Source organism: Streptomyces sp. NPDC055506 (assembly GCF_053643595.1).
Map to the genome: position 1 here is coordinate 1 of NZ_JBSHKH010000103.1, position 23805 is coordinate 23805.

General features: G+C 69.0%; 25 protein-coding genes. 21 read left to right on the forward strand and 4 right to left on the reverse strand.

Annotated features, from left to right (window positions below):
* Window positions 1-92: 92 nt before the first annotated feature.
* The 19 genes from ACWIF2_RS30040 to ACWIF2_RS30130 all read left to right on the forward strand — a co-directional run bounded on the left by ACWIF2_RS30040 (window position 93) and on the right by ACWIF2_RS30130 (window position 18502).
* A complete protein-coding gene (locus tag ACWIF2_RS30040) occupies window positions 93-1880 on the forward strand; it encodes a trypsin-like serine protease (RefSeq protein ID WP_454363966.1) in 1788 nt (595 codons plus the stop codon).
* Window positions 1881-2090: 210 nt separating this feature from the next.
* Window positions 2091-3224, forward strand: coding sequence for an LCP family protein (locus tag ACWIF2_RS30045; RefSeq protein WP_454363946.1), 1134 nt, complete (start codon window positions 2091-2093; stop codon window positions 3222-3224).
* Window positions 3225-3420: 196 nt separating this feature from the next.
* Window positions 3421-3642: a 50S ribosomal protein L31 gene (rpmE, locus tag ACWIF2_RS30050; protein WP_003992975.1), complete on the forward strand. Its 222-nt coding sequence runs from the start codon at window positions 3421-3423 to the stop codon at window positions 3640-3642.
* A gap of 108 nt (window positions 3643-3750) precedes the next feature.
* Window positions 3751-4827: a peptide chain release factor 1 gene (gene prfA, locus ACWIF2_RS30055; RefSeq protein WP_454363947.1), complete on the forward strand. Its 1077-nt coding sequence runs from the start codon at window positions 3751-3753 to the stop codon at window positions 4825-4827.
* 33 nt (window positions 4828-4860) lie between these two features.
* Window positions 4861-5706 (forward strand): peptide chain release factor N(5)-glutamine methyltransferase, encoded by an 846-nt coding sequence (gene prmC / locus ACWIF2_RS30060; protein ID WP_454363948.1) that lies wholly within the window; start codon window positions 4861-4863, stop codon window positions 5704-5706.
* Window positions 5707-5776: 70 nt separating this feature from the next.
* A complete protein-coding gene (locus ACWIF2_RS30065; RefSeq protein WP_193480933.1) occupies window positions 5777-6424 on the forward strand; it encodes an L-threonylcarbamoyladenylate synthase in 648 nt (215 codons plus the stop codon).
* The gene (locus ACWIF2_RS30070) at window positions 6421-7101 is read left to right on the forward strand and encodes an arsenate reductase/protein-tyrosine-phosphatase family protein (RefSeq protein ID WP_382497342.1); all 681 of its coding nucleotides are present in this window, start codon (window positions 6421-6423) and stop codon (window positions 7099-7101) included. Before ACWIF2_RS30065 ends, ACWIF2_RS30070 begins: the two co-directional genes overlap by 4 nt.
* A 71-nt stretch (window positions 7102-7172) precedes the next feature.
* Window positions 7173-8411: a serine hydroxymethyltransferase gene (locus ACWIF2_RS30075; protein WP_454363949.1), complete on the forward strand. Its 1239-nt coding sequence runs from the start codon at window positions 7173-7175 to the stop codon at window positions 8409-8411.
* Window positions 8412-8540: 129 nt separating this feature from the next.
* Window positions 8541-9854, forward strand: coding sequence for an MraY family glycosyltransferase (locus ACWIF2_RS30080; RefSeq protein WP_454363950.1), 1314 nt, complete (start codon window positions 8541-8543; stop codon window positions 9852-9854).
* Between the two features lie 297 nt (window positions 9855-10151).
* Window positions 10152-10589 (forward strand): hypothetical protein, encoded by a 438-nt coding sequence (locus ACWIF2_RS30085; protein WP_454363951.1) that lies wholly within the window; start codon window positions 10152-10154, stop codon window positions 10587-10589.
* Window positions 10590-10862: 273 nt separating this feature from the next.
* A complete protein-coding gene (gene atpB / locus ACWIF2_RS30090) occupies window positions 10863-11630 on the forward strand; it encodes a F0F1 ATP synthase subunit A (RefSeq protein ID WP_454363967.1) in 768 nt (255 codons plus the stop codon).
* A 75-nt stretch (window positions 11631-11705) separates the two neighbouring features.
* A complete protein-coding gene (locus ACWIF2_RS30095) occupies window positions 11706-11942 on the forward strand; it encodes an ATP synthase subunit c family protein (protein ID WP_010040161.1) in 237 nt (78 codons plus the stop codon).
* Between the two features lie 38 nt (window positions 11943-11980).
* Window positions 11981-12529: a F0F1 ATP synthase subunit B gene (locus ACWIF2_RS30100; protein ID WP_454363952.1), complete on the forward strand. Its 549-nt coding sequence runs from the start codon at window positions 11981-11983 to the stop codon at window positions 12527-12529.
* Window positions 12526-13341, forward strand: a complete 816-nt coding sequence (locus ACWIF2_RS30105) for a F0F1 ATP synthase subunit delta (RefSeq protein WP_454363953.1) — start codon at window positions 12526-12528, stop codon at window positions 13339-13341. Before ACWIF2_RS30100 ends, ACWIF2_RS30105 begins: the two co-directional genes overlap by 4 nt.
* 123 nt (window positions 13342-13464) lie before the next feature.
* Window positions 13465-15054, forward strand: coding sequence for a F0F1 ATP synthase subunit alpha (gene atpA / locus ACWIF2_RS30110; protein ID WP_399024194.1), 1590 nt, complete (start codon window positions 13465-13467; stop codon window positions 15052-15054).
* Window positions 15055-15074: 20 nt separating this feature from the next.
* Entirely contained in the window at window positions 15075-15992 is a 918-nt protein-coding gene (locus tag ACWIF2_RS30115; protein ID WP_454363954.1) for a F0F1 ATP synthase subunit gamma, read from the forward strand.
* A gap of 2 nt (window positions 15993-15994) precedes the next feature.
* Window positions 15995-17431, forward strand: coding sequence for a F0F1 ATP synthase subunit beta (gene atpD, locus ACWIF2_RS30120; RefSeq protein WP_454363955.1), 1437 nt, complete (start codon window positions 15995-15997; stop codon window positions 17429-17431).
* 116 nt (window positions 17432-17547) lie between these two features.
* Window positions 17548-17925 (forward strand): F0F1 ATP synthase subunit epsilon, encoded by a 378-nt coding sequence (locus ACWIF2_RS30125; RefSeq protein ID WP_031104205.1) that lies wholly within the window; start codon window positions 17548-17550, stop codon window positions 17923-17925.
* 130 nt (window positions 17926-18055) lie between these two features.
* A complete protein-coding gene (locus tag ACWIF2_RS30130) occupies window positions 18056-18502 on the forward strand; it encodes a DUF2550 domain-containing protein (RefSeq protein WP_382497324.1) in 447 nt (148 codons plus the stop codon).
* Window positions 18503-18516: 14 nt separating this feature from the next.
* On the opposite strand, the gene ACWIF2_RS30135 is transcribed toward ACWIF2_RS30130, so the two are convergent.
* The 3 genes from ACWIF2_RS30135 to ACWIF2_RS30145 all read right to left on the reverse strand — a co-directional run bounded on the left by ACWIF2_RS30135 (window position 18517) and on the right by ACWIF2_RS30145 (window position 22307).
* The gene (locus ACWIF2_RS30135; protein WP_454363956.1) at window positions 18517-20343 is read right to left on the reverse strand and encodes a glycosyl hydrolase family 18 protein; all 1827 of its coding nucleotides are present in this window, start codon (window positions 20341-20343) and stop codon (window positions 18517-18519) included.
* A gap of 123 nt (window positions 20344-20466) precedes the next feature.
* The gene (locus ACWIF2_RS30140; protein WP_454363957.1) at window positions 20467-21117 is read right to left on the reverse strand and encodes a response regulator; all 651 of its coding nucleotides are present in this window, start codon (window positions 21115-21117) and stop codon (window positions 20467-20469) included.
* On the reverse strand, window positions 21114-22307 hold the full coding sequence (locus ACWIF2_RS30145; protein ID WP_454363958.1) for a sensor histidine kinase: 1194 nt from the start codon (window positions 22305-22307) through the stop codon (window positions 21114-21116). Before ACWIF2_RS30145 ends, ACWIF2_RS30140 begins: the two co-directional genes overlap by 4 nt.
* Window positions 22308-22458: 151 nt before the next feature.
* Here ACWIF2_RS30145 and ACWIF2_RS30150 point away from each other — a divergent pair, with 151 nt between their 5' ends.
* Together ACWIF2_RS30150 and ACWIF2_RS30155 are read left to right on the forward strand one after the other, a co-directional pair.
* A complete protein-coding gene (locus ACWIF2_RS30150) occupies window positions 22459-23043 on the forward strand; it encodes a hypothetical protein (RefSeq protein WP_454363959.1) in 585 nt (194 codons plus the stop codon).
* Window positions 23040-23228 (forward strand): DUF5708 family protein, encoded by a 189-nt coding sequence (locus ACWIF2_RS30155; protein WP_189723238.1) that lies wholly within the window; start codon window positions 23040-23042, stop codon window positions 23226-23228. The genes ACWIF2_RS30150 and ACWIF2_RS30155 overlap by 4 nt, the downstream gene beginning before the upstream one ends.
* Here ACWIF2_RS30155 and ACWIF2_RS30160 read toward each other — a convergent pair.
* Window positions 23225-23797, reverse strand: a complete 573-nt coding sequence (locus ACWIF2_RS30160) for a cob(I)yrinic acid a,c-diamide adenosyltransferase (protein ID WP_454363960.1) — start codon at window positions 23795-23797, stop codon at window positions 23225-23227. The genes ACWIF2_RS30155 and ACWIF2_RS30160 overlap by 4 nt on opposite strands.
* Between the last annotated feature and the right edge of the window lie 8 nt (window positions 23798-23805).

The window sequence follows — 23805 nt, forward strand, 5'->3', positions numbered from 1 at the left end:
GGACGGGGGCGGCCCTTTGTGGTGCTCCTGTGCAGGTAGGATCACGCTCTTCGAACATGTGATCCCGAGGGGGGACATTCGTGGGTACATCCATGCCTGGGGGCGGACGCCACAGACGCCGGATACGCATCGCACTGCCCGTGGCCGCGGCCGGTGTCGCGGCCGCCGTGGCCGCCGCGCTGCTGACGACGTCCGCCGGCGCGGCCACCCCGCTGCCGCAGCCGACGGTCAAGCCCGCCATCGGCTCGCCGTCGTCCGCCGAGCTGGAGAAGCGCGTCGCGGGCGCCCTGGCCGGCGACGACGTCGCGGGCAAGACGAGCAAGGCGTCGCTGAGCGCGAGCACGACCGAGGGCCGTATCGACCCGAAGGTCATCGGCGGCAGCCAGACCACCATCACCACGGCCCCGTGGATGGCGCAGCTCCACTACTTCGACGACCGGGGCACCTCCAGCACCGGCGACGACATCGGCTTCTTCTGCGGCGGCGCCGTCGTCGCGCCGACGAAGATCCTCACCGCCGCGCACTGCGTCAAGGGCTACAACTGGAACGCCAACGGCGCCGTCGTCACCGGCACCGCCCAGCTGCCCTCGGCCGACGGCACCGACCTGCACGGCGGCACCGTCACGGCCGTCTGGCGGCAGTGGAACCACCCGTCGTACACCCCGACGGCGATCGACAACGACATCGCGGTGCTCACCCTGCCCGAGCCGGTCAAGGCCAAGCCGATCCGGATGACGACCTCCGGTGACACCGCCTCGTACAAGGCCGGCACCAGCGCCAAGGTCTACGGCTGGGGCCGCACCAGCTCCACCAGCGACGACATCTCCGAGCGGCTGAAGACGGCCACGCTGCCCCTGCAGTCCGACACCACCTGCGCCGGCTACTACGGCAGGGACTTCGTCAAGGGCCACATGGTCTGCGCGGGCAAGCCCGCCACCGGCAGCGACTCGGGCACCACCTCCGCCTGCAACGGCGACTCGGGCGGCCCGCTGGTCGTCAACAACCGCATCGTCGGTGTCGTGTCCTGGGGCGTGACCGACTGCGTCGCGAAGGGCGCCTACAGCGTCTTCAGCAAGGTCAGCACCTACGTCGGCGCCGCCTATCCGCGCGTCGACGACACCAACATCAGCGGTGACCACAAGGCCGACCTGTGGGTGCGCAACGCCTCCACGAAGACCGGCTACTCCAAGGACTCCAAGGGCACGTCGTTCGCCGCCCGCCAGTCCTGGGGCAACTGGAACGGCTTCAACGTCGTCCTGCAGACCGACCTCGACCGCGACGGCTACCAGGACCTGGTCTACCGGCGCAGCAGCGACGGCGACCTCTTCTGGACCCACTTCGTGCTCGCCGACAACGCCTGGTCCACCAAGAAGATCGCCGACAACTGGAAGACCCGCACCCGCATCATCACCCCCGGTGACGTCACCGGCGACTACCTGCCCGACCTGCTCTCGGTCGACTCCGCGGGCGTGCTGTGGATCTACCCCGGCAACGGCAACGGCACCTTCGCGGCCCGCGTGAAGGTCGGCTCCGGCTGGAACCAGTACAACTCCGTCCGCGGCAAGGGCGACTTCACCGGCGACGGCAAGACCGACCTGATCGCCCGCAGCAAGTCGGGCAGCCACATCTACCTGTACAAGGGCACCGGCAAGTCCGGCTCCGGAGCCTTCTCGGCCCGGGTCAAGGTGCGCTCCTGGGGCGGCTACAACGCCTTCGACGCGACCGGCGACATCACCGGCGACGGCAAGGCCGACTTCCTGACCCGCACCCCCGGCGGCACGCTCTATCTGTACCCGGGCACCGGCAAGGCGACCAGCGAGATCTTTGCCACAAGAAAGTCCGTAGGTACCGATTTCAAGCAGTACGACATCTTCGGCTGAAACCGCAGGTGAGCGGGATACACCCCGCTGTGACGAACACGCACTGTGCCCACCGCCGCACACGGTGGGCACAGTCCGTTGTGCAACCCTTTCCCGAGTTTCCCCGTCTGACCAGGCGGAGCGACGATGGTGCCAGGGGGTAGTCCCCCGACCGAGCAAGCCTGGCACCGACCGCAGGGGGTAATCGACCGAAGACGAGCCGAGGAGCACATGTCTGCCGAGAGCACGCCGGGTCCGGGTATACCGGGCGAGACCGGCACCACCGGATCGCGCCGCGCCAAGGGCCGACGCCGCAAGCCCCGCAAGCGTCACAAGGGCCTGATGATCATGGCCTGGACCGCGGCGGGCATCGTCGTCCTGGGCGGGACCGGGGCCGGGTACGTGTACTTCAAGCTCAACGGCAACCTCAAGAGCGTCGACATCGACCAGGCCCTCGGCACCGACCGGCCCAAGAAGGCCGACAACGGCTCCGAGAACATCCTGGTCCTCGGCTCCGACACCCGCGCCGGCGGCAACAAGAAGCTCGGCGGCGGCACCGACGACGGCAGCGCCCGCTCCGACACGGCGATGATCGTGCACGTCAACAAGGGCCACAAGAAGGCCAGCGTGGTCTCCATCCCGCGTGACACCCTCATCGACCGGCCCTCCTGCACGGACACCAAGGGCAAGGAGTACCCCGCCGCGAACGGCGTGATGTTCAACTCCGCGTACTCCACGGGCGGGGCCGCCTGCGCCGTGAAGACCGTCGAGTCGATCACCGACCTGCGCATGGACCACTACCTGGAGGTCGACTTCGCCGGCTTCCAGACGCTCATCGACGACCTCGGTGGCGTCGAGGTGACCACGACGAAGCGCATCGACGACCCCGACAGCCACCTGAAGCTGAAGGCGGGCACCCACAGACTCGACGGCGAGCAGGCCCTCGGCCTGGTCCGCACCCGGCACGGTGTGGGCGACGGCTCCGACCTGGGCCGCATCCAGCTCCAGCAGGCCTTCATCAAGGCCCTGCTCAACCAGGTCAAGGACGTCGGCGTCTTCTCCAACCCGAAGAAGCTCTACGACCTCGCGGAAACCGCGACCAAGACGGTGACGGCCGACTCCGACCTCGGCTCGGTCAACAAGCTCGTGTCCTTCGCGAACGGCCTCAAGGGCATCACCCCCTCGAACATGAACATGGTCACGATGCCGGTCGCCTACGACCCCGCCGACCCCAACCGAGTCCTCCTCCAGGAAAAGAAGGCCGACCAGATTTGGAAGGCCCTGGAGCAGGACAAGCCGATCCCGAAGAGCGCAACCAAGGGCTCGGCATCGGGCGAAGCCAAGGGTGTCGTGAGCGCCCCTTAAGGGGCGCGGGTCTGTATCGATTTGCGGCTCCGCCGCGTGGGCGCGACAAGCCCCCACCGGCCCGCAGGGAACAAACAACGGCAACCCCCGGTTTTGGGGGATGGCCCCAGTCCTGGCAGACTGGTACGTCGGCTCCGGTTCACGCTCCGCATCCCGCGGCAGCGACCCGGCGCCCTCCCGAAACCTAGGAGACACCTTGAAGCGCGACATCCACCCCGAGTACGTCGAGACGCAGGTCAGCTGCACCTGCGGCGCGTCGTTCACCACTCGCAGCACCATCGAGTCCGGCACCATCCGTGCCGACGTCTGCTCCGAGTGCCACCCGTTCTACACGGGCAAGCAGAAGATCCTCGACACCGGTGGCCGTGTGGCCCGCTTCGAGGCCCGCTTCGGCAAGGCCGCCGGCTCCAAGAAGTAGCGAGCCCCAATCCGCCGGTCCACGGACGCGCCCCCTCACCGGGCGCTCCGGGACCGGCGTTTTTGGTCGCCCGCCCCTTCACCCCCCGTCCGTACACAGGAGCCCAAGATGTTCGAGGCCGTCGAGGAACTCGTCGCCGAGCACGCCGACCTGGAGAAGAAGCTCGCCGACCCGTCGGTGCACGCCGACCAGGCCAACGCGCGCAAGCTGAACAAGCGTTACGCCGAGCTCACCCCGATCGTCGCCACGTACCGCTCCTGGACGCAGACGGGCGACGACGCCGAGACCGCGCGCGAACTGGCCGCCGACGACCCCGACTTCGCGGCCGAGGTCAAGGACCTGGAGCGGCGGCGCGAGGAGCTCACGGAGAAGCTGCGCCTTCTCCTCGTCCCGCGCGACCCCAGTGACGACAAGGACGTCATCCTCGAGATCAAGGCCGGCGCGGGCGGCGACGAGTCGGCGCTGTTCGCCGGCGACCTGCTGCGCATGTATCTGCGCTACGCCGAGCGGGTCGGCTGGAAGACCGAGATCATCGACGCCACCGAGTCCGAGCTGGGCGGCTACAAGGACGTCCAGGTCGCCGTGAAGACCAAGGGCGGCCAGGGCGCCACCGAGCCCGGGCAGGGCGTCTGGGCGCGGCTGAAGTACGAGGGCGGCGTGCACCGCGTGCAGCGGGTGCCGGCCACGGAGTCCCAGGGCCGTATCCACACCTCCGCCGCCGGTGTGCTGGTCACCCCGGAGGCCGAGGAGGTGGACGTGGAGATCAACCCCAACGACCTCCGCATCGACGTCTACCGCTCCTCGGGACCGGGCGGACAGTCCGTCAACACCACCGACTCCGCCGTGCGTATCACGCACATTCCCACCGGAGTCGTCGCCTCCTGCCAGAACGAGAAGAGCCAGCTGCAGAACAAGGAGCAGGCACTGCGTATCCTGCGCTCGAGGCTGCTTGCCGCGGCGCAGGAGGAGGCGGAGAAGGAGGCCGCCGACGCCCGCCGCAGCCAGGTCCGCACCGTCGACCGCTCCGAGAAGATCCGCACGTACAACTTCCCGGAGAACCGCATCTCGGACCACCGCGTCGGGTTCAAGGCGTACAACCTGGACCAGGTCCTGGACGGCGACCTCACCGCGGTGATCCAAGCCTGTGTCGACGCGGACTCGGCGGCCAAGCTGGCCGCTGCATAAGCACGTAGGAGTACTGAGTACCGGAGGACTTGCGTGAACCTGCTGCTCGCGGAGGTGGCCCAGGCCACCCAGCGGCTCGCCGACGCCGGCGTGCCCTCGCCGCGCACCGACGCGGAGGAACTCGCCGCGTTCGTACACGGCGTCAAGCGCGGCGAGCTGCACTCCGTCAAGGACTCCGACTTCGACGCCCGTTACTGGGAGGTCATCGCCCGCCGCGAGGCCCGCGAGCCGCTCCAGCACATCACCGGGCGGGCCTACTTCCGGTACCTGGAACTCCAGGTCGGCCCCGGGGTGTTCGTGCCGCGCCCCGAGACCGAGTCCGTGGTCGGCTGGGCCATAGACGCCGTACGGGCCATGGACGTCGTCGAGCCGTGCATCGTCGACCTGTGCACCGGCTCCGGCGCCATCGCGCTCGCCCTCGCCCAGGAGGTGCCGCGCTCGCGCGTGTACGCCGTGGAGCTGTCCGAGGACGCCCTCCGGTGGACCCGCAAGAACGTGCAGGGGTCCAGGGTCGAGCTGCGCCAGGGAGACGCCCTGACGGCCTTCCCGGACCTGGACGGCCAGGTCGACCTGGTCATCACCAACCCGCCGTACATCCCGCTCACCGAGTGGGAGTACGTCGCTCCGGAGGCGCGGGACTACGACCCCGACCTGGCCCTCTTCTCCGGCGAGGACGGCCTCGACCTCATCCGCGGCCTGGAACGCACCGCGCACCGGCTGCTGCGCCCCGGCGGCGTCGTGGTCGTGGAGCACGCGGACACGCAGGGCGGACAGGTGCCGTGGATCTTCACCGAGGAGCGGGGCTGGGCCGACGCGGCCGACCATCCGGACCTCAACAAGCGCCCGCGTTTCGCCACGGCCCGCAAGGCGCTTCCGTGAGCACCCCGATCACCCCACAGTCTTCGCAGTCTTCATCCCAGCAGCACGTGTACGAGGAGGCCAGCTAAAGATGGCACGGCGATACGACACCAACGACGCGACCGACCGCGTGACCGGTCTGCGTGAGGCAGCGTCCGCCGTCCGCCGTGGCGAGCTCGTGGTGCTGCCGACGGACACGGTGTACGGCATCGGCGCCGACGCGTTCTCCTCGGAGGCCGTCGCCGACCTGCTGGACGCGAAGGGCCGGGGCCGCAACATGCCCACCCCTGTCCTCATCGGCTCCCCGAACACCCTGCACGGGCTCGTCACGGACTTCTCCGAGCTGGCCTGGGAGCTGGTCGACGCCTTCTGGCCGGGTGCGCTGACCCTCGTCGCCAAGCACCAGCCGTCCCTCCAGTGGGACCTCGGGGACACCCGTGGCACCGTCGCCGTGCGCATGCCGCTGCACCCGGTCGCCATCGAGCTGCTCACCGAGGTCGGCCCGATGGCCGTGTCGTCCGCCAACCTCACCGGCCACCCGGCGCCGGAGGACTGCGACGCCGCGCAGGAGATGCTCGGCGACTCCGTCTCCGTCTACCTCGACGGCGGCCCGACCCCCGGCAACGTGCCGTCGTCGATCGTCGACGTGACCCGTGAGGTGCCGCTGCTGCTGCGCGCGGGCGCGATCTCGGCCGACGAGCTGCGAAAGGTCGTACCCGACCTCGAGGTGGCGAATTGACGGCCCCTGGAGCGGGGCGTGGCATAGGCAACGGGGAAAGCGCGGCGGAGATCACGACGACGTTCGTGGGGCTTCCGCGTGACAGCTTCCGCATCCTCCACGTCAGTACCGGCAATGTGTGCCGCTCGCCCATCACCGAGCGGCTGACCCGCCATGCCGTGCGGGAGCGGCTGGGGATCCTGGGCGGCGGGCTGATCGTGGAGAGCGCGGGCACCTGGGGCCACGAGGGCGCGCCCATGGAGTCGCACGCGGAGACCGTCCTGGCCGACTTCGGCGCGGACGCCTCCGGCTTCACCGGGCGTGAACTCCTCGACGAGCACGTGATCCGCGCCGACCTGGTGCTGACCGCCACCCGGGACCACCGGGCACAGGTCATCTCGATGGGGCACTCGGCGGGCCTGCGGACCTTCACGCTCAAGGAGTTCACCCGTCTGGTGAAGGCCATCGACCCGGCGACCCTGCCGCCCCTGGAGGAGGGCGTGGTCATCCGCGCGCGTGCGCTGGTGCGTGCCGCGGCGGCTCTACGCGGGTGGCTCCTGGCGCCGAATGCCGAGGCGGACGAGGTGTACGACCCGTACGGGGCGCCCCTGACGTTCTTCCGGTCCATCGGGGACGAGATACACCAGGCACTCGATCCGGTGGTCACGGCCCTCACGGGTGTCCCCGCAAAGGCGTAGCAGCCGAGCGCCCCGGGGGCACCGGGCCTACATTGGACGTACGTCACCGTCGACGCCGCCCGGAGCCCATCATGACGGTCACCCCTGCCATCGAGGCCGACGTCCTGCGCCACCAGGACCCCGAGCTCGCCGACGTGCTGCTCGCGGAACGGGAACGGCAGTCGACGACGCTCCAGCTGATCGCCGCCGAGAACTTCACCTCGCCGGCCGTGCTGGCCGCCCTCGGCTCGCCGCTCGCCAACAAGTACGCCGAGGGCTACCCGGGGGCACGGCACCACGGCGGCTGCGAGATCGCCGACGTCGCCGAGCGCCTCGCCGTGGACCGGGCCAGGGCCCTGTTCGGCGCCGACCACGCCAACGTCCAGCCGCACTCGGGCTCTTCGGCGGTGCTGGCCGCCTACGCCGCCCTGCTCCGCCCCGGCGACACCGTCCTCGCCCTCGGCCTGCCCCACGGCGGCCACCTCACCCACGGTTCGCCCGCCAACTTCTCCGGCCGCTGGTTCGACTTCGCGGGATACGGCGTGGAGGCCGAGTCCGGGTTCATCGACCACGAGCAGGTGCGCACCCTGGCCCGCACGCGCCGGCCCAAGGCGATCGTCTGCGGTTCGATCGCCTACCCCCGGCACATCGACTACGCGTTCTTCCGCGAGGTCGCCGACGAGGCCGGCGCCTACCTCGTCGCGGACGCCGCGCACCCCATCGGGCTCGTCGCCGGGAGAGCGGCGCCGAACCCGGTGCCGTACGCGGACATCGTCTGCGCGACCACCCACAAGGTGCTGCGCGGCCCGCGCGGCGGCATGATCCTGTGCCGCGCGGAGCTGGCCGAGCGGGTGGACCGGGCCGTGTTTCCTTTCACACAGGGCGGTGCGCAGATGCACACCATCGCCGCCAAGGCGGTCGCTTTCGGGGAGGCGGCAACACCGGCGTTCGTCGCGTACGCCCATCAGGTGGTCGCCAATGCGAGGGTTCTCGCGGCCCGGCTGGCCGCCGAGGGCCTGGTCGTCACCACCGGCGGCACCGACACCCACCTCATCACCGCCGACCCGGCACCCCTGGGTGTCGACGGACGCACCGCCCGCGGCCGTCTCGCCGCGGCCGGCCTGGTCCTGGACTGCTGTGCGCTTCCTCACGGCGACGCCCGGGGCCTCAGGCTGGGCACGGCCGCGGTCACCACACAGGGCATGGGAGAAGCCGAGATGGCGAGGATCGCCAAGCTGCTCGCGGGGGTGCTCAGGGGCGTGACCGAGACCGCGAGGGCCCGTGAAGAAGTGCGGGAGCTGGCCGGTGGATTTCCGCCGTATCCGCGCTGAGTGGGGGTAGACGCACCAGGGTGCACAGCCACTCGTGCAACCATCGTCGCTACCCGGAAGTCCCCACCCATATGCGCGCATCGCTAGGGTGTGGGGCTGTGATGGCCAGCGAGACCTGTGGGGAAGCCCGTGCGTGAATACCTGCTGACGCTCTGCATCACGGCCGCGGTGACGTATCTGCTGACAGGGCCGGTACGGAAATTCGCGATCGTGGCCGGAGCGATGCCGGAGATCCGGGCACGTGATGTGCACCGGGAACCCACTCCGCGGCTCGGCGGGATCGCGATGTTCTTCGGCCTGTGCGCCGGTCTGCTGGTCGCCGACCATCTGACCAACCTCAGCCAGGTCTTCGAGACGTCGAACGAACCCCGGGCGCTGCTGTCCGGGGCGGCGCTGATCTGGCTGATCGGTGTGCTGGACGACAAGTTCGAGATCGACGCCCTGATCAAGCTGGGCGGCCAGATGATCGCCGCGGGCGTGATGGTCGTGCAGGGTCTGACGATCCTGTGGCTGCCGATCCCGGGTGTCGGTTCGGTCGCGCTCTCCCAGGGGCAGGGCACGCTGCTGACGGTGGCGCTGGTCGTCATCACCATCAACGCGGTCAACTTCGTGGACGGCCTGGACGGTCTGGCGGCGGGCATGGTGTGCATCGCGGCCGCGGCGTTCTTCCTGTACGCCTACCGCATCTGGTACTCGTACGGCGTCGAGGCCGCCGCCCCCGCCACCCTCTTCTCGGCGATCCTGATGGGCATGTGCCTGGGCTTCCTGCCGCACAACATGCACCCGGCGCGGATCTTCATGGGCGACTCGGGCTCCATGCTCATCGGCCTGGTCCTGGCGGCCGGGGCGATCTCCGTCACCGGGCAGGTCGACCCGGACGCGCTCAACCTGTACGTCGGGTCCGAGAAGGAGGCCGTGCACCAGACGGTCCCCGTCTACATCCCGCTGCTGCTGCCGCTGACCATCATCGCGGTGCCGGCCGCCGACCTGATCCTGGCCATCGTGCGGCGCACGTGGAAGGGCCAGTCGCCGTTCGCCGCCGACCGCGGCCACCTGCACCACCGCCTGCTGGAGATCGGCCACTCGCACAGCCGCGCTGTGCTGATCATGTACTTCTGGTCGGCGCTGATCGCCTTCGGGGCGCTCGCCTACTCGGTCAACTCGGCGTCCATGTGGATCGTGCTCGGCGTCGTGTTCCTCAGCGCGATCGGTCTCCTGCTGCTTCTGCTGCCGCGCTTCACGCCGCGCGCCCCGCGCTGGATGGAGCGCTTCGTGCCGCCGCGCTACCGGCGCCATGTCCCGGTCGCCGCCCTCGCACCCGAGGCGTCGACGCCGGCGGCGGCTGTGGCTCCCGGCGTGGCCGGGGTCTCCGGTGTCAACGGGGCGACCGCCATCGGCGCCCGTTCGCGTCTGGCGGACCGGCGCAAGGCTGGGACAAGGTAAGAATCTGACTAGAGCATTGCCAAGTCGTGGGGTTGTGATGGGGGAGCGAAGCGCCCCAATACCAGACAAGTCGGCGCCGTTCCTGCACAGACGCGCAGCTTCACTCTCATGTGTGACTGCTCGCACACCCCCAGGTAAAGACTGCATCAAATAGTTTGTGATACGGTTCACGAGAACCCCCGGATAGAGCCGAAGGACCGCAGTGCGACGGTCCATTGGCGTGAGGACTCCACTCAGCCCGGGACTACGCTCGTCCATGACGACACCCCTGCCCCCTGCGAAAGCGGAGTTGCCGCCATGCCGTCCAATGACGCCCGGAACCTCTTGCAGTGCGCTGTGCCCACAGCGGCTGCCGGTGCGGTCGCGGTCGCCGTCAGTGGCGTGGTGGCCGGAGGCAAGGGAGCGATCGGAGCGGCTGTCGGCGTGGTGGTGGCCATCCTCTTCATGGGGATCGGTCTCTTCGTTCTCCAGTGGACGGCAAAAACGCTCCCGCAGTTGTTCCAGGCCATGGGGCTGATGCTTTACATGGCTCAGCTCCTGCTGCTCCTGATCTTCGTGGCCCTCTTCAAGGACACCTCTCTCTTCAACGCGAAGACGTTCGCCGTAGGGCTCGTCGTCGCGACCGTCGTGTGGATGGCCGCGCAGGCTCGTGCGCATATGAAGGCCAAGATCTTCTACATCGACCCTGACTCCGAGAAGAGCGAGAAGCCCGAGAAGACCGGGTCATCGTCGTGACGAGTAGGGGCGCGATAAAGAGCACGGAGAACTCCTGCTATCGTCCGGTGCCAACTGCGGCATCGCGGGCGCGGGCATCTGAGCTGACGCCTGCTCGAACGCGAGGCTCGATGCCCCAAAGCCGCCCTCACATCCGTAACACCAGTCCAGTGCCGATCCGCGGCTGCGCGCCGCGCCGACACAACGAGGTTGCCGTACCCATGCGTCACGCCGAAGGAGCCCCCGGTGAGTGCTGACCAGACCCAGCTCGCCTTTGACTGGAGCTGTCGGATCATGTCCGACGGGTGTGGTTTTCCGGCACCGGGCCTGCACTCGTTCCTCTTCAAGCCGATCGCCACGGTCGGGGGGTTCGAGTTCAACAAGGTGATGCTGCTCGCGCTCATCACCACCGTCCTCGTCATCGGCTTCTTCTATGCGGCCTTCGGCAAGGCCAAGGTGGTGCCGGGCAAGCTGCAGATGGTCGGTGAGGCCGGCTACGACTTCGTCCGCCGCGGCATCGTCTACGAGACCCTCGGGAAGAAGGAGGGCGAGAAGTACGTCCCCCTGATGGTCTCGCTGTTCTTCTTCATCTGGATCATGAACATCTGGTCCGTGATCCCGCTGGCGCAGTTCCCGGTGTCGTCGATCATCGCCTTCCCGGCGGTCCTCGCCGTGATCGTCTACGTGACCTGGGTCTCGCTGACCTTCAAGAGGCACGGCTTCGTCGGGTTCTTCAAGAACATCACCGGCTACGACAAGTCGCTCGGCCCGGTGCTGCCGCTCGTGATGGTCATCGAGTTCTTCTCGAACCTGCTGGTCCGGCCGTTCACGCACGCGGTGCGACTCTTCGCCAACATGTTCGCCGGCCACCTGATGCTGGTCATGTTCACCGTCGCCTCCTGGTACCTGCTCAACAGCTGGATGATCCCGGCGGCCGGTGTCTCCTTCGTCATGACCGTCGCCATGATCGGCTTCGAGCTTTTCGTGCAGGCCGTCCAGGCGTACGTCTTCGTACTCCTCGCCTGCACGTACATCCAGGGCGCTCTGGCCGAGCACCACTGAGCCCTGCCCCCGCAAGTCCCAAGAACGTCCGGTGGCCAACCCCCGCCGGTCCGTGAAAGAGAAGGAAGATTCAGCATGGCTGCCACTGAGACCCTCGCCGCTGTCTCCGGTTCGCTCGGCTCCATCGGCTACGGCCTCTCCGCCATCGGCCCCGGCATCGGCGTCGGCATCATCTTCGGCAACGGCACCCAGGCCCTGGCCCGTCAGCCCGAGGCCGCCGGCCTGATCCGTGCCAACCAGATCCTGGGCTTCGCGTTCTGTGAGGCGCTCGCCCTCATCGGCATCGTTATGCCGTTCGTGTTCGGTCAGTAATTCCTGCTTACCGACACGTTTCGACGAAAGGCACTGATGTGATCGCCAACCTGGTGCAGCTGGCGGCCGAGGAAGAGCAGAACCCGCTCGTTCCTCCGGGCCCCGAGCTGCTCGTCGGCACCATCGCCTTCGCCATCGTGTTCTTCTTCTTCTGGAAGAAGCTGCTTCCGAACATCAACAAGGTTCTGGAGGAGCGCCGCGCGGCGATCGAAGGCGGTATCGAAGAGGCCGAGACCATGAAGGTCGAGGCCCAGAGCGTCCTTGAGCAGTACAAGGCACAGCTCGCCGAGGCCCGGCACGAGGCCGCGCGTCTGCGCCAGGAGGCGCAGGAGCAGGGCGCCACGCTCATCGCCGAGATGCGGGCCGAGGGCCAGCGTCAGCGCGAGGAGATCGTCGCCGCCGGCCACGCGCAGATCGAGGCCGACCGCAAGGCCGCCGCGTCCGCGCTGCGCCAGGACGTCGGCAAGCTCGCCACCGACCTGGCCGGCAAGCTCGTCGGGGAGTCCCTCGAGGACCACGCCCGTCAGAGCCGCGTGATCGACCGGTTCCTCGACGACCTCGAGGAGAAGGCCGAGGCCGGGCGATGAACGGAGCGAGCCGCGAGGCCCTGGCAGCCGCACGAGAGCGTCTCGACGCGCTGACGGACTCCACGTCCGTCGACGCGAGCTCGCTCGCCGACGAGCTGGCCGCCGTCACCGCTCTGCTCCACCGCGAGGTATCGCTGCGTCGGGTCCTCACCGACCCGGCGCAGGACGGCGAGGCGAAGGCCGAGCTGGCCCAGCGTCTGCTCGGCAACCAGGTCAGCGGCCCGGCCGCCGACCTGGTCGCCGGCATGGTGCGCTCCCGCTGGTCGCAGTCGCGCGACCTGGTGGACGCGCTGGAGCAGCTGGCCGACACCGCGGACCTCACCGCCGCGCAGAAGGCCGGCAAGCTCGACGACGTCGAGGACGAGCTGTTCCGGTTCGGCCGGATCGTCTCCGGCAGCACCGAGCTGCGCGCCGCGCTGACCGACCGGAAGGCCACCGCCTCGGCCAAGAGCGAGCTGCTGCGCAGCCTGCTCGGCGGCCGGGCGCAGCCGACGACCGAGCGTCTGGTGACGCGCCTTGTGACCGCGCCGCGGGGACGTAGCCTGGAGTCGGGACTGGAGTCCCTGTCCAAGCTCGCCGCCGAGCGCCGGGACCGCATGGTGGCCATCGTCACCTCGGCGGTGCCGCTGAGCGACCCGCAGAAGCGACGCCTGGGTGCCGCCCTCGCGAAGATCTACGGCCGCCAGATGCACCTCAACCTGGACGTGGACCCCGAGGTCCTCGGCGGAATCCGGGTGCAGGTCGGCGACGAGGTCATCAACGGCTCCCTCGCGGACCGGCTGGAGGACGCGAGCCGCCGTCTGGCGAGCTGAGTAGCAACTCAATAGCACCACGTACTTACGACGGCCCTGGTTGGGCCGTGCAGAAGAATCCTGGGGGTCGCCCCCAGACCCCCAAAGAAACTTCGGGCCCAACAAGGAGAGCAGGGAACCCAGATGGCGGAGCTCACGATCCGGCCGGAGGAGATCCGGGACGCGCTGGAGAACTTCGTCCAGGCGTACAAGCCGGACGCGGCCTCGCGCGAGGAGGTCGGTACGGTCACCTTTGCCGGCGACGGCATCGCGAAGGTCGAGGGTCTGCCCTCGGCCATGGCCAACGAACTGCTGAAGTTCGAGGACGGCACCCTCGGCCTCGCCCTCAACCTCGAGGAGCGCGAGATCGGTGCCATCGTCCTCGGTGAGTTCAGCGGCGTCGAGGAGGGACAGCCGGTGCAGCGCACCGGTGAGGTTCTCTCCGTCGCGGTGGGCGAGGGCTACCTCGGCCGCGTGGTGGACCCCCTCGGCAACCCGATCGACGGCCTTGGCGAGATCGAGACGGACGGCCGTCGCGCCCTGGAGCTGCAGGCCCCGGGCGTCATGGTCCGTAAGTCGGTCCACCAGCCGATGGAGACCGGCTACAAGGCCGTCGACACCATGACCCCGATCGGCCGTGGCCAGCGTCAGCTGATCATCGGTGACCGCCAGACCGGCAAGACCGCCCTGGCCGTCGACACGATCATCAACCAGCGCGACAACTGGCGCTCGGGCGACCCGGACAAGCAGGTCCGCTGCATCTACGTCGCCATCGGCCAGAAGGGCTCCACCATCGCCGGCGTGCGCGGCGCTCTGGAGGAGGCCGGCGCGCTGGAGTACACGACCATCGTCGCCGCCCCGGCGTCCGACCCGGCCGGCTTCAAGTACCTGGCGCCGTACACCGGTTCGGCCATCGGTCAGCAGTGGATGTACGACGGCAAGCACGTCCTCATCATCTTCGACGACCTGTCGAAGCAGGCCGACGCCTACCGCGCCGTGTCGCTGCTGCTGCGCCGCCCGCCGGGCCGTGAGGCCTACCCGGGTGACGTCTTCTACCTGCACTCCCGCCTGCTGGAGCGCTGCGCCAAGCTCTCCGACGAGATGGGCGCCGGTTCGATGACCGGTCTGCCGATCGTCGAGACCAAGGCCAACGACGTCTCGGCGTTCATCCCGACCAACGTCATCTCCATCACCGACGGCCAGTGCTTCCTGGAGTCGGACCTGTTCAACGCCGGTCAGCGCCCCGCGCTGAACGTCGGTATCTCCGTCTCCCGCGTCGGTGGCTCCGCCCAGCACAAGGCGATCCGCCAGGTGTCCGGCCGCCTCCGCGTGGACCTCGCCCAGTTCCGTGAGCTGGAGGCGTTCGCCGCCTTCGGTTCCGACCTGGACGCCGCGTCCAAGGCGCAGCTCGAGCGTGGTCAGCGCATGGTCGAGCTGCTGAAGCAGCCGCAGTACCAGCCGATGGCCACCGAGGACCAGGTCGTCTCCATCTGGGCCGGCACCACCGGCAAGATGGACGAGGTCCCGGTCGCCGACATCCGCCGCTTCGAGAAGGAGCTGCTGGAGTACCTGCACCGCAAGGAGCAGGGCCTGCTGACCTCCATCCGCGAGGGCGGCAAGATGTCGGACGACACCCTCCAGGCCATGGCCGATGCCATCGCGGAGTTCAAGAAGCAGTTCGAGACCTCCGACGGCAAGCTGCTCGGCGAGGACACCCCGGCTGCCGGTAAGTGACGACGGAAGGGACCTGACTCATGGGAGCCCAGCTCCGGGTCTACAAGCGTCGCATCCGATCCGTCTCCGCGACCAAGAAGATCACGAAGGCGATGGAGATGATCGCCGCCTCGCGCGTCGTCAAGGCGCAGCGCAAGGTGGCGGCCTCCACCCCGTATGCGACCGAGCTCACCCGCGCGGTCACCGCGGTCGCCACCGGGTCGAACACCAAGCACCCGCTGACGACGGAGGCGGAGAACCCGACCCGTGCCGCGGTCCTGCTCCTCACGAGCGACCGCGGTCTGGCCGGCGCCTTCAACTCCAACGCCATCAAGGCCGCGGAGAGGCTCACCGCGCAGCTCGAGGGTGAGGGCAAGGAGGTCGTCAACTACATCGTCGGCCGCCGTGGTCTCGCCCACTACAACTTCCGCGAGCGCAAGGTCGCGGAGTCGTTCACGGGCTTCACCGACGACCCCTCGTACGCGGACGCCAAGAAGGTCGCGGCCCCGCTGATCGAGGCGATCGAGACGGAGACGGCCGAGGGCGGCGTGGACGAGCTCCACATCGTCTACACCGAGTTCGTGTCGATGATGACGCAGACGGCTGTCGAGGCGCGGCTGCTGCCGCTCAGCCTCGACGAGGTCGCCGAGGAGGCCAAGCCCAGCAAGGGCGAGATCCTTCCGCTGTTCGACTTCGAGCCCTCGGCGGAGGACGTCCTGGACGCCCTGCTGCCGCGCTACGTGGAGAGCCGTATCTACAACGCGCTGCTCCAGTCGGCCGCCTCGAAGCACGCCGCCACGCGGCGCGCGATGAAGTCGGCAACCGACAACGCCGGTGATCTCATCGAGAACCTCACCCGGCTTGCCAACCAGGCCCGCCAGGCCGAAATCACCCAGGAAATCAGCGAGATCGTCGGTGGTGCCAGTGCCCTGGCCGACGCGACCGCGGGGAGTGACTGAAAATGACCACCACTGTTGAGACGGCCACGGCGACGGGCCGCGTCGCGCGGGTCATCGGCCCGGTCGTCGACGTGGAGTTCCCCGTCGACGCGATGCCGGACATCTACAACGCCCTTCACGTCGAGGTCGCCGACCCGGCGCTGGCGGGCGAGAAGAAGACGCTGACCCTGGAGGTCGCCCAGCACCTGGGTGACGGCCTGGTCCGCGCGATCTCCATGCAGCCCACGGACGGTCTGGTCCGCCAGGCCCCGGTGACCGACACGGGCGCGGGCATCTCCGTCCCCGTCGGCGACTTCACCAAGGGCAAGGTGTTCAACACCCTCGGTGAGGTGCTGAACAGCGACGAGGTCCACGAGGGCGAGCGCTGGTCCATCCACCGCAAGGCCCCCGCGTTCGACCAGCTCGAGTCGAAGACCGAGATGTTCGAGACGGGCCTTAAGGTCGTCGACCTGCTCACCCCGTACGTCAAGGGCGGCAAGATCGGTCTGTTCGGTGGTGCCGGTGTCGGCAAGACCGTGCTGATCCAGGAAATGATCATGCGTGTCGCCAACCTCCACGAGGGCGTCTCCGTCTTCGCGGGCGTCGGTGAGCGCACCCGTGAGGGCAACGACCTCATCGCGGAGATGGAAGAGTCCGGCGTTCTGGACAAGACCGCCCTGGTCTTCGGCCAGATGGACGAGCCCCCGGGCACCCGTCTGCGCGTGGCCCTGGCCGGCCTGACGATGGCGGAGTACTTCCGTGACGTCCAGAAGCAGGACGTGCTGTTCTTCATCGACAACATCTTCCGCTTCACCCAGGCCGGTTCCGAGGTGTCGACCCTGCTCGGCCGTATGCCCTCCGCGGTGGGCTACCAGCCGAACCTGGCCGACGAGATGGGCACCCTGCAGGAGCGCATCACCTCGACCCGTGGTCACTCGATCACCTCGATGCAGGCGATCTACGTCCCCGCGGACGACCTGACCGACCCGGCCCCGGCCACCACCTTCGCCCACCTCGACGCGACGACGGTTCTGTCCCGTCCGATCTCCGAGAAGGGCATCTACCCGGCCGTGGACCCGCTGGACTCCACGTCCCGGATCCTCGACCCGCGCTACATCTCGGCGGACCACTACAACGCCGCGATGCGCGTGAAGAACATCCTGCAGAAGTACAAGGACCTGCAGGACATCATCGCGATCCTCGGTATCGACGAGCTCGGCGAGGAGGACAAGCTCGTTGTCCACCGTGCCCGTCGCGTGGAGCGCTTCCTGTCCCAGAACACCCACGCCGCCAAGCAGTTCACCGGTGTGGACGGTTCGGACGTGCCGCTGGACGAGTCGATCGCCGCGTTCAACGCGATCTGCGACGGCGAGTACGACCACTTCCCGGAGCAGGCGTTCTTCATGTGCGGTGGTCTCGAGGACCTGAAGAACAACGCCAAGGAGCTGGGCGTCTCCTGACTCGGGCCGCGCTCGAGTCATGAGGGGGCGGGGTTCGTCCCGCCCCCTCTGCCACGCCTACTAGACTTGTAACCAACACCCGGCACTACCGCCGGGTGGTGACCCGAGGAGCCACCTTGGCTGCTGAGCTGCACGTCGCGCTGGTCGCCGCCGACCGTGAGGTCTGGTCCGGCCAGGCCACCCTGGTCGTCGCGCGCACCACGTCCGGCGACATCGGCGTCATGCCCGGTCACCAGCCGCTGCTCGGTGTGCTGGAGTCGGGCCCGGTGACCATCCGTACGAGCGAGGGCGGGACGGTCGTCGCCGCGGTCCACGGCGGTTTCATCTCGTTCGCGGACGACAAGCTCTCGCTGCTGGCCGAAGTCGCCGAGCTGTCGGACGAGATCGATGTCCAGCGCGCGGAGCAGGAGCTGGAGCGCGCGAAGGCGGAGGACGACGCGGACGCCCAGCGCCGCGCGGACGTCCGTCTGCGGGCTGCTACGGCGGCGCGCTGACCCTGTCCGCCGTGTGAAGACGTCACTCAGCCGCGGCTGGGTACCGGAGAGATCCGGACCCAGTCGCGGCTGAGGCAGATGTGGGAGTTTTTTCCGTTCCGTTACCTAGGAGACGAGGAGGTCGGTGTCGATGGTCCTCGCTCTGACTGTGTGCGGAATCGTGGTGGCGCTCGTGGTGGTGGGACTTTTCGTCTTCGGTCTGCGCCGCCGGCTCATCCAGCGTTCGGGCGGCACGTTCGACGCCAGCCTGCGCTGGGGCGTCCCCGAGCAGGGCGACACGAACGGCAAAGGATGGGCGTACGGGGTGGCCCGGTACAACGGCGACCGTGTCGAGTGGTACCGCGTCTTCTCGTACTCGCCGCGCCCGCGCCGCATCCTGGAGCGGTCCGCGATCGAGGTGGCCGGCCGCCGGGTCCCGGAGGGCGAGGAGGAGCTGGCGCTCCTCTCCGACCATGTGATCCTGGCCTGTCTGCACCGGGGCTCGCGTCTCGAACTCGCGATGAGCGAAGACGCGCTGACCGGTTTCCTCGCGTGGCTTGAGGCAGCCCCGCCCGGTCAGCGTGTCAATGTGGCGTAATCAGCCGAACCTGTCTACGACAGGCCGTTGTTGATCGCTGTCACCAGCTCTCCGTTGCCGGTGTCGCCGCTGAACTCCCAGAAGAACGCGCCGCCGAGACCTTGGTTCTTGGCCCACGTCATCTTCGAGCCGATGGTGGCGGGAGTGTCGTACGACCACCAGTTGCTGCCGCAGTGGGCGTACGCCGTGCCCGCGATGGTGCCGGTGGCCGGGCAGGAGTTCTTCAGGACCTTGTAGTCCTCGATGCCCGCCTCATAAGTACCGGGAGCCGCGCCGGTCGCCGATCCGCCCGGTGCCGACTGGGTGACGCCGGTCCAGCCGCGTCCGTAGAAGCCGATGCCGAGCAGCAGCTTGGCGGACGGGACGTCCTTCGCCTTCAGCTTGGCGATCGCGTCGGCCGAGTTGAAGCCGGCCTGCGGGATGCCGGGGTACGAGGTGAGCGGGGAGTGCGGGGCGGTCGGGCCGTCCTTGTCGAAGGCGCCGAAGTAGTCGTACGTCATCACGTTGTACCAGTCGAGGTACTGCGCGGCGCCGCCGTAGTCGGCCGCGTCGATCTTGCCGCCGGAGGAACCGTCGGCGGTGATGGCCGCGGTGACCAGGTACTTCGAGCCGAACTCCGTGCGCAGCGCGGACATCAGGTTCTTGAACGCGGCCGGGCCGGACGTGTCGCAGGTCAGGCCGCAGGCGTTCGGGTACTCCCAGTCGATGTCGATGCCGTCGAAGACATCGGCCCAGCGCGGGTCCTCGACGACGGCCTTGCAGGACTTGGCGAACGCGGCGGCGTTCTGGGCGGCCTGGCCGAAGCCGCCCGAGTAGGTCCAGCCGCCGAAGGAGTACAGCACCTTGATGTGCGGGTACTTGGCCTTCAGCTGACGCAGCTGGTTGAAGTTGCCGCGCAGCGGCTGGTCCCAGGTGTCGGCGGTGCCGCTGACGGACTGGTCGGCGGTGTAGGCCTTGTCGTAGGCGGCGTAGGTGTCGTCGACGGTGCACTGACCGTTCTTGACGTTGCCGAACGCGTAGTTGATGTGGGTGATCTTCGAGGCCGAGCCCGACGACACCAGGTTCTTGACGTGGTAGTTGCGACCGTAGACGCCCCACTCGACGAAGTAGCCGAGCTTGACCTTGTCGCCCGTGGGCGGCGGCTCGGTGGTGCCGCCGGTAGTGCGGACCGCGCGGGCGCCGCTGACCGGGCCGGTCTGGTCGGCGGTGTCGCGGGCCCGGACGGTGTAGGAGTAGTCGGTGCCGGCGGTCAGGCCGGTGTCGCTGTACGACGTGGTCGTCACGGTGGCTACCTTGGTGCCGTCACGCAGGACGTCGTAGTTCTTGACGCCCTTGTCGTCGGTGGCGGCGCTCCAGGACAGCTTCACCGAGGTGTTGGTGATGTCGGAGGCGCTGGGCGTGCCGGGGGCGCTGGGTGCGCTGTCGCCGGGTTCGGTGGTGCCGCCGTCGCAGCTTCCGCCGTTGAGCTTGCAGTTCGAGGGGGAGCCGGAGCCGGTGCCGTTGAAGCCGAAGGAGACGGAGGCGCCGGGGGCGAGGGTGCCGTTCCAGGACTTGTTCCTGGCGGTCCAGTGGGTGCCGGAGGAGGTGACGTCGGCGTCCCAGGCTGAGGTGACGGACGTACCGGAGGGGAAGTCCCACTCGACGGCCCAGGAGCTGAGGGCGGTCGTGCCGGTGTTCTTCACCGTCCACTTGCCCTCGAAGCCTGAGCCCCAGTCCTGGGTCTTGGCGTAGGTGGCGGTCGCGGATGTCGCGGCCTCGGCGGGGCTCGCGAGGCCGACGAGACCGGCCAGCGGGAGCAACAGGGTCGCGAACCCTGCCGCGGCTCTGTGTCTGAAGCGCATGCTGCGCCTCCCTTGTGGGGTGGTCGGGGCGTGACTGAGCCTCACGTCCCTCATGGTGCGGTGAGAATAGAAAGGTCTGGACCACCGGTCAATAGGTCTGGACCACCGCTCCCCACGGTCGGGTCAGATACCCAACTCCTGCGCCAGCACCGCCGCTTGCACCCGGCTGCGCAGCTCCAGCTTCGCCAGCAGCCTGCTGACATGGGTCTTCACGGTCGCCTCGGCCATGTCGAGCCGGTCGGCGATGTCCGCGTTGGACAGGCCCTCGCCGAGGCAGGACAGCACCTCGCGCTCACGCCGGGTCAGCCGCTCCAGGACGGCCGGGTCGGCCGTGGGCTCCCGTGTCGGCTTCGCCGCGAACTCCGCGATCAGCCGCCGCGTGACCGCGGGGGAGATCAGCCCTTCCCCGCGCGCGACCGTCCGTACGGCCTCCAGCAGTTGCCTCGCCTCGGTGTTCTTCAGCAGGAAGCCGGACGCGCCCGCCCGCAGCGCCCCGAAGACGTACTCGTCGAGGTCGAAGGTCGTCAGCACCAGCACATCGGCGAGCCCTTCCGTGACGACCTGGCGGGTCGCCGACACCCCGTCCAGGCGCGGCATCTGAACGTCCATCAGCACCAGGTCGGGCCGCAGCTCGCGGGCCAGCGCCACCGCCTGCTCGCCGTCCGCTGCCTCGCCGACCACCTCGATGTCGGGCGCGCTGCGCAGGATGAGGACCAGTCCGGCGCGGACGGCGGACTGGTCCTCGGCGACCAAGACCCGGACGGTCCGGCTCATGCGGTGTCTCCTTCGACGGTGTCGTTGACGGGAAGTGTGGCGCGTACGGCCCAGATCTTGCCGTCCGGCGAGTCCTCGGGGCCGGCCTCGAACGTGCCGTCCAGCAGCGCCACCCGCTCGCGCATACCGACCAGACCGGCGCCGGAGCCGGGCGCGCGGGGAGCGTCCCGGTTACCGTACGGGCTGGTCACGGTGACCATGAGTGAGCCGTCCCGCTGGGCAAGAGACACGGTGACCCGGCCCGAAGCGGCGTGCTTGAGGGCATTGGTCAGCGACTCCTGCACGATCCGGTAGGCGGCGAGTTCGACAGGCGCCGGCACCTCGCTCTGGCCGGTGTCCAGCGTGACGTCGAGGCCGTTGGCACGGGCGCCCTCCACCAGCGAGCCGAGGCCGTCGAGCGTCGGGGCCGCGGCCGGTTCCAGGTCACCGCTGCTGTCGCGCAGGATGCCGATCAGCCGCCGCATCTCCGAGAGCCCCTCCACGCTGTTCTCGCGGATGACGACCAGGGCGTCCTGGGAGGTCTTCGGGTCGTCGAGGGAGAGGGCGGCCGTGGAGTGGATGGCGATCGCGGACAGGTGGTTGGCGACCATGTCGTGCAGTTCGCGGGCCATCCGGGCGCGTTCGGCGGTCACCGCCTGGGTGCGGTCCATCTCGGCGAGCAGCGCGGTCTGCTCGGCGCGCAGCCGTGCGGACTCGGCCGCGTCGCGGTGGTTGCGGACGATCAGGCCGGTGGCGGCGGGACCGAAGGCCACGATGCCCGTGACCACACCGATCAGCAGCACCTCGGGCTCGCGCCACAGGGCGAACGGCACCACGGCCCCGGCCACCGAGAGCAGCCCGGTGATCCGCGGAATGCGGCGGGCCGAGGCGGGCGTGCCGTACAGGACGGCCGCGTACATCAGGTCGGTGTACATCAGGATCGTGACCAGGTTGCCCTGCGTGAGGGTGTCCAGGACGATCGCGGCCGTGCCGGTCAGCAGCGCGGTGCGTGGGGCGGACCGGCGCAGCAGCTCGCAGCCGGCCATGACGAAGAGGGGCAGCAGCACAGGCCAGCGTCCCGGCAGGAGCACGTACACCTCGGTGTGCGGACGGGTGGCCAGGCCCACGCCCCACAGCAACAGTCCGCCGAGCAAGCCGCCCGTCGCGATGCAGACGTCGAAGCGGCGTGGGCGGGGGAGTCGTACGGCCATGACTCCATCCAACACGGCCCTGGCGCCCCACGCGTGATCCGCGCGTAGGGTCCCTGGCTGCATCTTTCGATGTACCGCGGGTTCGTCAGTCGCGACGACGATTCCGGCCGCACCGACCGGGAGCCTTGAAGGTGACCGAGAGGAGCGAACCGTGATCGTCGCACTGATCGCCGCCTGCGAGATCGGCTTCTGGGTACTGCTGGCCGCCGGACTGGGCGCCCGCTACCTGCTGAAGATGCCGCGCACCGGCCTGGCGCTGCTGCTCTGCGAGCCGCTGCTGGAGGTCGTCCTGCTGGTCGCCACCGCGCTGGACCTGAAGAACGGTGCCGACCCGAACTGGACGCACGGCCTGGCCGCGCTGTACATCGGCTACACCGTCGGGCACGGCCACCGCACCGTGAAGTGGCTCGACGGCCACGCGGCCCACCGGTTCGGCGGTGCCCCGCCTCCGCAGAAGCCCCCGCGTGACGGCATGGCCCGCGCGCGCCACGAGGCCAGGATCTGGCTGGGCACGCTGATCGGCGCCGTCGTCGCGACCGTGCTGCTCCAGGGCGCCATCTGGTACGTGGACGACCCGAGCCGCGTCACCTCCCTGGAGAGCTGGCGCTCCACGGCCTGGCGCGCGGCCGGCATCCATGGCCTGATCGCGCTGAGCTACTTCGTCTGGCCGCGCAAGCCCTCCGACGGGGAGCAGGACACCTCCGTCGTCACCTCGAAGGAAAGGATCCAGTCATGACCAAGGCGAAGCAGTACCTGACAGAGGGCGTCGTCACCTTCCTGATCGGCCTGCTGCTGTGGCGCTTCACCGGAGACGTCGACGTCCCCGTCGTCACCCTCACCAAGGTCGGCATCGTGATGATGATCGTCGGCGGGGTCCTCTCCGCCAACGGCCTCTGGCATGCCGCCCGGGGGAGAACCTAGCGCTCTCCGCCCGGCACCCACAACACGTCTCCGACCTGCTTGTTCGCCGTCCTCGCGAGGATGAACAGCAGGTCGGAGGCGCGGTTGAGGTAGGTCGCCGTCAGGGGGTTCATCGTCTCGGCGTGCACCTCCAGGGCGGCCCACGTCGAGCGCTCCGCCCGGCGTACGACCGTGCAGGCCTGGTGGAGCAGGGCCGCGCCCGGGGTGCCGCCCGGCAGGATGAAGGACCGCAGCTTCTCCAGCCGCTCGTTGAAGCGGTCGCAGTCGGCTTCGAGCTTGTCGATGTAGAACTGCTCGACCCGCAGCGGCGGGAACTCCGGGTTCTCCACCACCGGCGTCGACAGGTCCGCACCCACGTCGAACAGGTCGTTCTGCACACGGGTGAGGACCTTGACGACCTCCTCGTCCAGGCCGCCCAGGGCGATCGCCGCGCCGATCGCCGCGTTCGCCTCGTTGGCGTCGGCGTACGCGGAGATCCTGAGGTCGGTCTTGGCGACCCGGCTCATGTCGCCGAGGGCGGTGGTGCCCTGGTCGCCGGTCCTGGTGTAGATGCGCGTCAGATTGACCATGTGGCCAG

Coding starts and splice junctions, on each gene's coding strand:
- ACWIF2_RS30105 (WP_454363953.1), top strand. CDS start 12,526: ATGAACGGAGCGAGCCGCGAGGCCCTGGCAGCCGCACGAGAGCGTCTC.
- ACWIF2_RS30140 (WP_454363957.1), bottom strand. CDS start 21,117: ATGAGCCGGACCGTCCGGGTCTTGGTCGCCGAGGACCAGTCCGCCGTC.
- atpD (WP_454363955.1), top strand. CDS start 15,995: ATGACCACCACTGTTGAGACGGCCACGGCGACGGGCCGCGTCGCGCGG.
- ACWIF2_RS30160 (WP_454363960.1), bottom strand. CDS start 23,797: ATGGTCAATCTGACGCGCATCTACACCAGGACCGGCGACCAGGGCACC.
- ACWIF2_RS30135 (WP_454363956.1), bottom strand. CDS start 20,343: ATGCGCTTCAGACACAGAGCCGCGGCAGGGTTCGCGACCCTGTTGCTC.
- ACWIF2_RS30130 (WP_382497324.1), top strand. CDS start 18,056: ATGGTCCTCGCTCTGACTGTGTGCGGAATCGTGGTGGCGCTCGTGGTG.
- ACWIF2_RS30095 (WP_010040161.1), top strand. CDS start 11,706: ATGGCTGCCACTGAGACCCTCGCCGCTGTCTCCGGTTCGCTCGGCTCC.
- prfA (WP_454363947.1), top strand. CDS start 3,751: ATGTTCGAGGCCGTCGAGGAACTCGTCGCCGAGCACGCCGACCTGGAG.
- ACWIF2_RS30145 (WP_454363958.1), bottom strand. CDS start 22,307: ATGGCCGTACGACTCCCCCGCCCACGCCGCTTCGACGTCTGCATCGCG.
- ACWIF2_RS30085 (WP_454363951.1), top strand. CDS start 10,152: ATGCCGTCCAATGACGCCCGGAACCTCTTGCAGTGCGCTGTGCCCACA.
- ACWIF2_RS30040 (WP_454363966.1), top strand. CDS start 93: ATGCCTGGGGGCGGACGCCACAGACGCCGGATACGCATCGCACTGCCC.
- ACWIF2_RS30115 (WP_454363954.1), top strand. CDS start 15,075: ATGGGAGCCCAGCTCCGGGTCTACAAGCGTCGCATCCGATCCGTCTCC.
- ACWIF2_RS30045 (WP_454363946.1), top strand. CDS start 2,091: ATGTCTGCCGAGAGCACGCCGGGTCCGGGTATACCGGGCGAGACCGGC.
- ACWIF2_RS30065 (WP_193480933.1), top strand. CDS start 5,777: ATGGCACGGCGATACGACACCAACGACGCGACCGACCGCGTGACCGGT.
- atpB (WP_454363967.1), top strand. CDS start 10,863: ATGTCCGACGGGTGTGGTTTTCCGGCACCGGGCCTGCACTCGTTCCTC.
- ACWIF2_RS30075 (WP_454363949.1), top strand. CDS start 7,173: ATGACGGTCACCCCTGCCATCGAGGCCGACGTCCTGCGCCACCAGGAC.
- atpA (WP_399024194.1), top strand. CDS start 13,465: ATGGCGGAGCTCACGATCCGGCCGGAGGAGATCCGGGACGCGCTGGAG.
- ACWIF2_RS30155 (WP_189723238.1), top strand. CDS start 23,040: ATGACCAAGGCGAAGCAGTACCTGACAGAGGGCGTCGTCACCTTCCTG.